Below are 8,728 nucleotides of genomic sequence, written 5' to 3'. Positions count from 1 at the left end.
TCATCCGCGGCGCTTGATGGCGTGTTCGGGGGGGGTGACGGTGATGCGGCTGGGCGTCAACTTTGGGGGCGTCTCCGGTGGCCCGTCCTTGTCCGGCCGGAAGGCGAGGCTCACGGCCTCCCGCCCCAGCAGGAAGGGGCCCGCCACCAGGGCGGCCAAGCGGTTGAACATGGGCTTGCGGGTGTCGTCGGCCATCGTCCAGAGCTCCCGGTCTAGCGGTGGCAGGCGGCGCAATTCTCGGCGCCCCTGGTGATCTTGGAGCCGGCGGGCAGCGCGGCGTGGGGATCCCGGTGGCAGGCCAGGCAGTTGCCCATGCGCATGCCCATCTCGCGGGTGAGCACCTTCATGGTCTGCACCTCGCCGTGGCAGCTCTGACACGTGATGCCCGCATTCACGTGGGGTCGGTGGTCGAAATAGACGTGGTCCGGCAGGGTATGGACCCGCTGCCAGAGGAGGGGCTGGCCGGAGTTGGCCATCTGCGTCAGCTTCTGGATGGCCGGCCGGTCGGTCCTGGTCACTTTGTGACAACCCATGCAGAGATCCACGCTCGGGATGCCCGCCACCCGGGACTTGTCCACGCCGGAGTGGCAGTACTGGCACTGCATCCGGAGGGTGCCGGCGTGCAGCTCGTGGGAGAAGGGGATGGGCTGCTCGGGGGCATAGCCCTTGGCGAAGCGGTCCGGCTGGGTGAACCAGCCCACGGCCAGTACCGTCAGCAGGACCGCCACCCCCCCGGCCGGCAGGACGAAGCGGAACGCTCGATCAAATAGGTGCATGCACAACCCCATGGAAAACGCGGTCTCACGAAGGGAGCGGGAGGGCCATCGGGAACAGTGGGACGGGTGGATGCGGGCCGGGTCTGGAGGGTGTGGGTTGCGGAGATTCTGGCACGCGCCGAGGTTCGGGAAAGGGTCTCCCCGCAATCCGGCGCCTCCGCCGGGGGGTGTCGGTGGAATGTTGTCTGGAACAAGAAACCGAACCACATTCCAAACCAGGGGGCAGGGCCCACTGGGGCGACAATTCTGATGGATTGTGTCGCAAGTCACGATGATAGATCAGTGGACCTAGATTGTTTACCTATTTTTTCTGAGGAAGTTCCAGACATTTAGGGGATTTTCTGGTGGTCTATCTAAGGCTCCCTCAAAGGGGCGATTTCCTCCAGGGCGGGTGCTGACGGCCCGTGCCCACTCCCTCCGATGCTCAGGAGGGCAGGCCATGGCCGAGATTCCTGCCCAGAACCTCTTCTTTGCCAGCCATTTCAGACCTTGGCGTTGGCTCAGGCCGGCTACTGCGGCAGGCCCAGCCAGGGCCGGAGAAGGCCCAGCTGGAAGAACAGGTCGCCCAGGCGCTCCACGGGCAGGCCCATGACGGTGGAAAAGCTGCCTTCCACGCCCTCGATAAACAGGGCCCCAATGCCCTGGATGGCGTACGAGCCCGCCTTGTCCATGGGCTCGCGGGTGTGGATATACCAGCGGATCTGCGCCTCGGTGAGGGGCCGGAAGACCACCTGGGCCGTGTCCACGAAGCTATGGACAGCGTCGTTCCGCTGCAGGCAGAGGCCCGTATGCACCTGGTGGGCCCGGCCCTGGATCAGGGTCAGCATCCGCACGGCGTCCTCCACATCCACGGGCTTGTTCAGCGTGTGGTGGTCCACCGCCACGGTGGTGTCCGCGGCCATGACCCAGCGATCGGGGTGACGGTGAGCCACCACTTCGGCTTTCAGTTCCGCCAGGCGCAGCACCAGGTCGCCGGGTTCCTCGTCCAGCAGGGGTGTCTCGTCCACTTCGGGAACCTGGATCTCGAAAGGGATGCGCATGGCCTCCAGCCAATGGCGGCGGCGCGGGCTGCTGCTGGCCAGGATCAGGGGTTTCAGGGCTGTTTCCGGCAGGCCGGGCCGGGTCTCGTTCACCGCAGACCCCGCTCTTCGAGTTCGGCGATCCCCACCCGCATGTGGAAGCTGTCGGCGTCCTGCCCCAGGCGGAACCCGAACCGGGGGTAGAAATCGGCGGCGTCCCGGGTCTCCAGGACGTACCGCTGCACCTCGCCGGCCCAGGGGTGCCGCAGGGCCCATTTCACCAGCTCGGAGGCGATGCCCTGGCCCATCAGGTCCCGGGCCGTCACCACATCGTAGAGCTTGGCTTCGTAGGCATGGTCGGACCAGAGGCGCGTGGCGCCCACCAAACGGCCCCCCCGATGGCCTTCAGGCACGAGCCGGGCCGTCAGGAGACGGGAGCAGGCCAGCAGCCGCCGCCACTGCCCGATGGTGCGGTCCGCGGTCCAGTAGACCTCTTCCGCCTGGAAGAAGATCTGGAGCTCGCGGGGATCCACGCTCCAGGTCTCGTCGAAGAAGGCCACGGTGCCGTGGGGGGTCGTCAACGGCTCAGGTACGAGGAAATCACGGTCCATCAGGCCTTCCGGGGCAGGACCTTCCATCCTAGCAGGAGGGTCGCACCAGCCAGTACCGCCATCAATCCCGTGAGCAACCACGCCGAGCGCGCCGGGGTGCGGACGGGACGCCAGCGCAGCTCCACCGCGTAGGCACCTTCGCTGAGAGGCTCGCCCCAGAGCTCGAAGTGGCCGTCCTCGTGGAATACGCCGGACTTGCCGGTGAGCGTGGCGCGCAGCAGGGGCACGCCCAGCTCCGTGGCCCGGAGCCGGATCTGCGCAGCGTGCAGGTCCGTGGCGATGCTGCGATCAAACCAGCCGTCGTTGGTGTGATTGCTCAGCAGGTCCGCGTGGCCCAGCTCGAAGCCCCGGCGGGTGCGCCCGGGGAGGAGGGCTTCGCTGCAGATGAGCGGATGCACGCGCAGATCACCAGTGGGGGTCGGCACGGCGAAGGCGCAGCCTTCCTTGAGCTCCCCAGCTTCCTGGGACACGAAGCCCATCTTCCCGTCCAGCCACCGGCGGAAGGCCGCGGGGCCCGGCGTGCGCTCGCCGAAGGGCATGGGCTCCGTCTTGGCGAAGATGAAGGAGGGCCGGCCAGCGGCTTCGCCCCGCACCAGGTTGTAGAGACCGCCCTCGGTCCCGAAGAGCCAGGCCACGCCGCGGGAAGCAGCCTCGGCGGCCAACCGCGCATCGGCACGGCGGTCGTCCCGGCCGAGTACCGAGCTTTCGGGCCACAGCAGCAGGGTGGCGCGCCCGGCGCGGGGCCAGCCCTGGGCCTTGAGCAAGGCATCGCTGCGCCGCCACATCTCGGTCTCCATGCCGGGCCAACGCTCACCCGCAGGGAAGTTGGGCTGGATCATGGCCACGTCCAGGGACCGTTCCGCTGCCCGCGGCAGGAGGAACCAGGCCCCGCCCAGGAGGACCATGAGCCCCACCGCGAAGGCCGGTCCCGCCAGCGTGCGGCGCAGGGGGGCACCGTGGGCCAATTGGGCCGCCGTCCAGGCTCCTGCGCCCCAGGCCAGGGCCGAGAGGCCCGACGCGCCCAGGAAGGCCGCGGACCGGGCTGTCCATGGGAAGGAGCCGAAGGCCGCGCCCCAGGTCCAGGGGTAGACGTGGAACCCCCAGGCTTCCCAGCCGAGCAGGAGGAGGGCCGCGACGCAGGCCGCGCCCAGGGCTCCGATGCGCCGGAAGGCCCAGCGCGAACCCAGGGCCACCAGCCAGAGCCCCGTGGCCTCCCAGAGGCTCAGCAGCACCGTTCCCAGCAGGGCCAGGCCGAAGGGCAGGCCGCCCTTGGAGGCGAGGGTCTGGGGCACCCAGGCATAAAGAAGGAGGAGGCCCGCCAGGATGGCCGCCCAGGTCCAGATCGCGTGGCGCCCCTTGAACAGGCCCTCCAGCAACAGCAGGGGGAAGAGCAGCGCCATGACTGGCTCCAGCCAGCCCCCCAGGGCGCCGGGGAAGCGGAAGGCCAGCACGAAGATCCCCGCCAGGACGGCGGTTTCGAGGGGGCGGAGGAGGGTGGAACGGGTCAACGCAAGGATCTCCGGGCGACTTCGTAGCACGCGATCCCCGCGGCCACGGCGGCGTTGAGGCTTTCCATGTCCTGGATGGGAATGGCGAGGCGCTGGACGCCCTCGGGCAGGGCGACCCCCTGCCAGCCGTGCCCCTCGTTGCCCACCCACAGGCGCACGGGTTCAGAGAGGTCGGCCTCGGCCAGGGGCACCGCACCGGGGCCCCCATCAAGGGCATACCAGTGGCCCTGATCGTGTTCCAGTTTCTCCATCCGGCGCAGGGGCAGGAGGAAGGCGGCGCCCATGCTGCCCCGCAGGGCCTTGGGGCTGAACGGGTCGGCGCAGCCGGGCCCCAGCAGGGCTTCCTGGAAGCCGAAGGCGGCACCGCTGCGGAGGATGGCGCCGAGGTTGCCGGGATCCTGGATGCCCCAGGCGCCGATGACGCGCTCGGCCAAGGGCCCAGCAGGCTCGGACCCCAGGTCCATCAGCAGGGCGTGCTCCGGGGGGCTGCCCGCGTCGGCCAGCTCCCGCATGAGGGTTTCGCCCAGGACCAGCGACTCCACGCCCAGGGCGGCCTCGAGCCGATGGGGAGTGGTCTGTTGCAACCTCATCCAGAGGGCTGGGCGCAGGCGTTTTCCGGCGGTGGTCTGTCGGGCTTCGGCCCAGGTCTCGATGAGCTTCGCGCCCAGCAGCAGCGTGGCCTCACGCCGGGCCCCGCTGGGCCGGAGGCGGGCCAGGAGGTCTCTGAAGCGCGGGTTGGCCTTGCTGGTGAGGGCGGGAGTCATGGGATGGGGAAATCCGCAATGTATTAGACTAACCGCTCCATCCGACCTTTCTTTTCTTCCTACGTGCCTTTTCAGGAGCACCAATGCAACCCTTTGTCCCCTCCGACCAGAACCTGCGGGAGTTCTCCCTGCGGGCGGTGCTCATCGGCCTTGTCATGGCCGTGGTGCTGGGTTCCGCCAACGCCTACCTCGGCTTGAAGGCCGGCATGACCATCGCCGCCACCTATCCGGCGGCGGTCATCGGCATGGCCCTCATCAAGCTGATGAAGGGCACCATCCTGGAAGAGAACATGGCCCGAACCGTCGGCAGCATCGGCGAGTCCGTGGCCGCCGGCGCCATCTTCACCATTCCGGCCTTCGCCATCAGCGGCATCTGGCCCAAGTTCTTCACGGCCGGCAACTACGTCACCAGTGCCCTCATCATGTTCGCGGGCGGCGTGCTGGGCATCATGTTCGTGGCCCTGCTCCGCCGCGTGATGGTGGAGGACGCCGAGCTGCCCTATCCCGAGAGCGTGGCCGCCGCTGAGATCCACAAGGCCGGCGCCCGCGGGGGCAGCGGCACGAAGTTCCTGTTCGGCGCCATGGGCATCGGCGCTGTCATCCAGGCCCTGGTGCAGATCTCGATCTTCGCCAGCACCTGGGAGCGGTTCGTGGCCTTCAAGACCACCACCATCAACCTCGTCGGCACCTGGAAGGCCAAGGTGGCAGGCGGCATGCTGCTCAGCTCCCCCGGCATCAGCCCCGCCTACATGGGCGTGGGCTACATCATCGGGCCCAAGCTCGGCGCCCTGAACTTCTCCGGCGGCATCATCGCCTGGGGACTGCTGGTGCCCATCATCACCTACTTCCTGGCGCCTGGCGTCCTGCCTGACGGTGCCTCCCAAGGTGACTGGATCTCCCTGTCGTATTCCGTGTGGAAGTTCATCGTCCGCCCCATCGCCATCGGCGGCATGCTCGTGGGCGCCGGCTTCACCCTCTTCAAGATGCGCAAGAGCCTCGCCACGGGCCTCACCCGCTCCGTCTCGGACATGAAGAAGGCCGCCGCCGGCGAACACGTGGTGGACCGCGTCAACAAGGACCTGTCCTTCAGCTACGTCCTGCTCGGCCTCGGTTTCGCCGCCCTGGTGACGTTCTTCATCACCTGGCGCATCTTCCAGGTGAGCCCGCTGGTCTCCTTCGTGGCGGCCCTGGTGGTGGTGATCCTGGGCTTCTTCTTCGCGGCCATCAGCGGCTACCTGGTCGGCATCATGGGCTCGAGCAACAACCCGATCTCCGGCCTGACTCTGACGGCCCTGGTGATCACCGCCCTCGTCATGGTGCTCCTCGGCGTGAAGGGCAAGGAGGGCGTCGCTGCCGTTCTGGGCGTGGCCGCGGTGGTCTGCGTGAGCGCGGCCGTGGCCGGTGAGATGCTGCAGGACCTCAAGGCCGGGCACATCCTGGGCGGCACCCCGTGGCGCATGGAGATGGGCGACCTCATCGGCGTGGCCCTGGCCTCCGTGGTGCTGTTCATCCCCCTCATGGTGCTGCACGAAGGCGACATCTCCGCCCAGGGCACCAAGCGCATCGCCGAGCTGACCGCCCAGCAGGTGCAGATCGTCACGGCGCCCGACGGTCAGACCTACACCCTGGAGCAGGTGAAGCAGCTGCCCGCGGATCAGAAGAAGGCCGTGCTCTCCCTGGATGCCGGCTTCGGCTCCAAGCAGCTCGCCGCGCCCCAGGCCGGCCTCATGGCCCTGCTCAGCAAGGGCATCGTGGAAGGCAAGATGGCCTGGCCGCTCATCATCGTCGGCATGATGATGGGCCTCGCCTTCATCCTCATGCAGGTGAAGAGCCCCATGCTGGTGTCGGTGGGCATGTACCTGCCGTTGGAGACCACCTTCGCCATCTTCCTCGGCGGCCTCATCAAGGGCGCCGTGGAGATGATCGGCGCCAAGCGGGGCCTCAACGAGGCCCAGAAGGTGCGGGTGGAGAACAACGGCGTCCTGCTGGCCGCAGGCCTCATCGCCGGCGAGGCCCTGGTGGGCCTGCTCTTCGCGTCCTTCGCCTTCTTCGAGGTGAAGTACAAGGTCTTCGCCGACCCGGGCATGTTCTGGATCAGCCTGCTGATCCTGGCCGGCATCGCCGTCTACCTGATCCGGGTGCCCCTGGCCAACGCCGGCGAAGCCGACGAGCCTGCGCCACCGAGTGCGAATTTCTGATGTCCTCCGGGGTTCCGCGCTGCGCGCACACCCCCGGACCCCCGCGCGAAGGCCCGGCTTAGCCGGGCCTTCGCTTTCACCTCCCCATCGGAACGCAAACCATGACGACCTTCCCCGATGAATCCTTCCTCGCCCTCGTGCCAGTCCAGGCCCTGGCCTCAGAGCCCGGCGAGGGCGGAAACCTGGTGCTGATCCGGCCCAAGATCCTGTCGCCACGCTGGGGCTGGGTGGTTCGGCTGATGAAGCGACCCAACTTCCGCGTGAAGCTCGATGCCCGCGGCACGGCCGTATGGCAGGCCTGCGACGGGGTTCGCACCGTGGCGGAGGTGGTCCAGGCCATCGCCGCCGCCTTCCCTGGGGAACCGGACACGGTCTTGCGGACGGCCTTGTTCGTCCGGGAGCTAGCGAGGGGCGGGTTCGTGAGGCTCGAAGGGAAAGGGCGGGCATAGGCGTCAATCCGCCCAACAGGATGGATGGCCAGGTCGTGGCTTCTCCGACTCGATGGCCAAACCCATGTAACCATTCCCGCCGACCCCGGTAGATAGATCCAGGGAGACTCGCCAGTGGAGGATGCTGAAGTCATGGCCCAGGTCCGGGAGGGTCGTGTGGAGCGACTGGCCCTGGTCTTCGAGCGTCATCACCTGCACCTTTTTAACTTCTTCTTGCGCCTGACCGGGCAGCGCGGGTTAAGCGAGGATCTCGTGCAGGACGTGTTTCTGCGCCTCCTGCGGTACCGATCCAGCTATCGCCCCGGCGCACCCTTCGCCCCCTGGATGTGGCAGATCGCCCGGAATGTCCACCGTGACCACCTGCAGACACTTCGAGCCCATCTGCCACTGGAGGGACTCCAGGAGAGGATTCCCGATGATCTGGACGGGGCTGAAATTCACCTGATGCGGGGCCAGGATGCCGCCCGGTTGAAGTGGGCGCTTGAACGTCTCGATCCAACCAAGCGTGAGCTCCTCCTGCTCTCCAGGAATCCAGATCTGGCCTACAAGGACTTGGCGGGCTTGATGGCGTGCAGTGTCGGAAATGTGAAGGTCCAGGTCCATCGAGCCTTGAAGGAGCTGAGAGCGGTCTTCATGGATTTGCAGGGAGGCCTCTCATGAACTGCGCTGAGGCGGAGAAGTGTTTTCCTGGCCTCTTGGTTGATGGCCTAGACCCCGTCGACCGCGTGGCTCTCCAAGCCCACCTGGAGACCTGTCCGGAATGCCAGGAGGAGGCCGCCGATTTGATGGCGCTGCTGCTCCGATTGGACGGGCTTCCGCTGGAGAAGCCGAGCCCCACCCTGCGGAATCGCTTCTACCAGGCACTGGAGCAAGCGGCGGAGGCGCCCCATCCTCGTTCGGGACATCCGTGGAAGCTGCTTCCCCAAGCTGCGGCTGCGGCGCTATTGCTCGGAGGCGGCTTCCTTGGCGGCTATCTGGCCCACGGTGGGAGCGACATCACAAGCCTGGCTCGCGGGTCGGATTTCACGCTGCTGCACCAGGGCGGACCAAGCCTGCGCATGGCTGGCATCATGCTCGCTTCCCAGGGCGATTCCGAGGACCCTGCTCCCGCCGAGGCGATGCTGGATCTGTTGGATAAGGATCCCAGCGAATCCGTGCGGCTCGCAGCTGTGGATGCGCTCTACCTGTTCGGCCGTCAACCAAAGGTTCGGGAGCACCTGATCGCTTCCCTGCCCCGGCAGACATCAACACGGGTCCAGCTGGCTCTGGTGGACCTGCTTGGAGCTCTGCGAGAGCAGCGGGCTCTGGATGCGTTGAAAACCCTTCTGCACGCTCCCGGCACCGATCCTCAAGTAGTCCGCCGGGTACAGACACAGCTTGAAGGGCGGTCCTTGTAACCCTTT

The 8,728-nt window shown here is 67.3% G+C and carries 10 protein-coding genes and 1 pseudogene; 5 read left to right on the top strand and 6 right to left on the bottom strand.

Annotated features, from left to right (window positions below; genetic code table 11):
• The 6 genes from NOV74_RS14995 to NOV74_RS14970 form a co-directional block, all read right to left on the bottom strand.
• Positions 1-195, bottom strand: a complete 195-nt coding sequence (locus NOV74_RS14995) for a hypothetical protein (RefSeq protein WP_257314171.1) — start codon at positions 193-195, stop codon at positions 1-3.
• Positions 196-212: 17 nt separating this feature from the next.
• The gene (locus tag NOV74_RS14990) at positions 213-776 is read right to left on the bottom strand and encodes a cytochrome c3 family protein (RefSeq protein ID WP_257314168.1); all 564 of its coding nucleotides are present in this window, start codon (positions 774-776) and stop codon (positions 213-215) included.
• Positions 777-1,285: 509 nt separating this feature from the next.
• Entirely contained in the window at positions 1,286-1,909 is a 624-nt protein-coding gene (locus NOV74_RS14985; RefSeq protein WP_257314165.1) for a Maf family protein, read from the bottom strand.
• Complete coding sequence (locus NOV74_RS14980; protein ID WP_257314163.1) at positions 1,906-2,406, bottom strand: GNAT family N-acetyltransferase; 501 nt, start codon at positions 2,404-2,406, stop codon at positions 1,906-1,908. The genes NOV74_RS14985 and NOV74_RS14980 overlap by 4 nt, the downstream gene beginning before the upstream one ends.
• Positions 2,406-3,914: an apolipoprotein N-acyltransferase gene (gene lnt / locus NOV74_RS14975; RefSeq protein WP_257314160.1), complete on the bottom strand. Its 1,509-nt coding sequence runs from the start codon at positions 3,912-3,914 to the stop codon at positions 2,406-2,408. Before lnt ends, NOV74_RS14980 begins: the two co-directional genes overlap by 1 nt.
• Complete coding sequence (locus NOV74_RS14970) at positions 3,911-4,678, bottom strand: TrmH family RNA methyltransferase (RefSeq protein WP_257314157.1); 768 nt, start codon at positions 4,676-4,678, stop codon at positions 3,911-3,913. Before NOV74_RS14970 ends, lnt begins: the two co-directional genes overlap by 4 nt.
• Before the next feature lie 83 nt (positions 4,679-4,761).
• Here NOV74_RS14970 and NOV74_RS14965 point away from each other — a divergent pair, with 83 nt between their 5' ends.
• The 5 genes and pseudogenes from NOV74_RS14965 to NOV74_RS14950 all read left to right on the top strand — a co-directional run bounded on the left by NOV74_RS14965 (position 4,762) and on the right by NOV74_RS14950 (position 8,722).
• The gene (locus NOV74_RS14965; RefSeq protein WP_257314154.1) at positions 4,762-6,876 is read left to right on the top strand and encodes an OPT family oligopeptide transporter; all 2,115 of its coding nucleotides are present in this window, start codon (positions 4,762-4,764) and stop codon (positions 6,874-6,876) included.
• Between the two features lie 101 nt (positions 6,877-6,977).
• Entirely contained in the window at positions 6,978-7,325 is a 348-nt protein-coding gene (locus NOV74_RS14960) for a PqqD family protein (RefSeq protein ID WP_257314152.1), read from the top strand.
• A 132-nt stretch (positions 7,326-7,457) separates the two neighbouring features.
• A complete protein-coding gene (locus NOV74_RS14955) occupies positions 7,458-7,985 on the top strand; it encodes an RNA polymerase sigma factor (RefSeq protein WP_257314149.1) in 528 nt (175 codons plus the stop codon).
• Positions 7,982-8,080 (top strand): annotated as a pseudogene (locus tag NOV74_RS15515) (zf-HC2 domain-containing protein); the annotation flags it as partial. The gene NOV74_RS14955 and the pseudogene NOV74_RS15515, both read left to right, overlap by 4 nt.
• A gap of 30 nt (positions 8,081-8,110) precedes the next feature.
• A complete protein-coding gene (locus tag NOV74_RS14950; RefSeq protein ID WP_257314146.1) occupies positions 8,111-8,722 on the top strand; it encodes a HEAT repeat domain-containing protein in 612 nt (203 codons plus the stop codon).
• Positions 8,723-8,728 lie beyond the last annotated feature (6 nt).

The organism is Geothrix fuzhouensis (genome assembly GCF_024609325.1).
Taxonomy (GTDB): Bacteria; Acidobacteriota; Holophagae; order Holophagales; family Holophagaceae; genus Geothrix; species Geothrix fuzhouensis.
The sequence above is the reverse complement of the archived record's forward strand: the minus strand, read 5'-3'. Positions and strand labels throughout refer to the sequence as shown.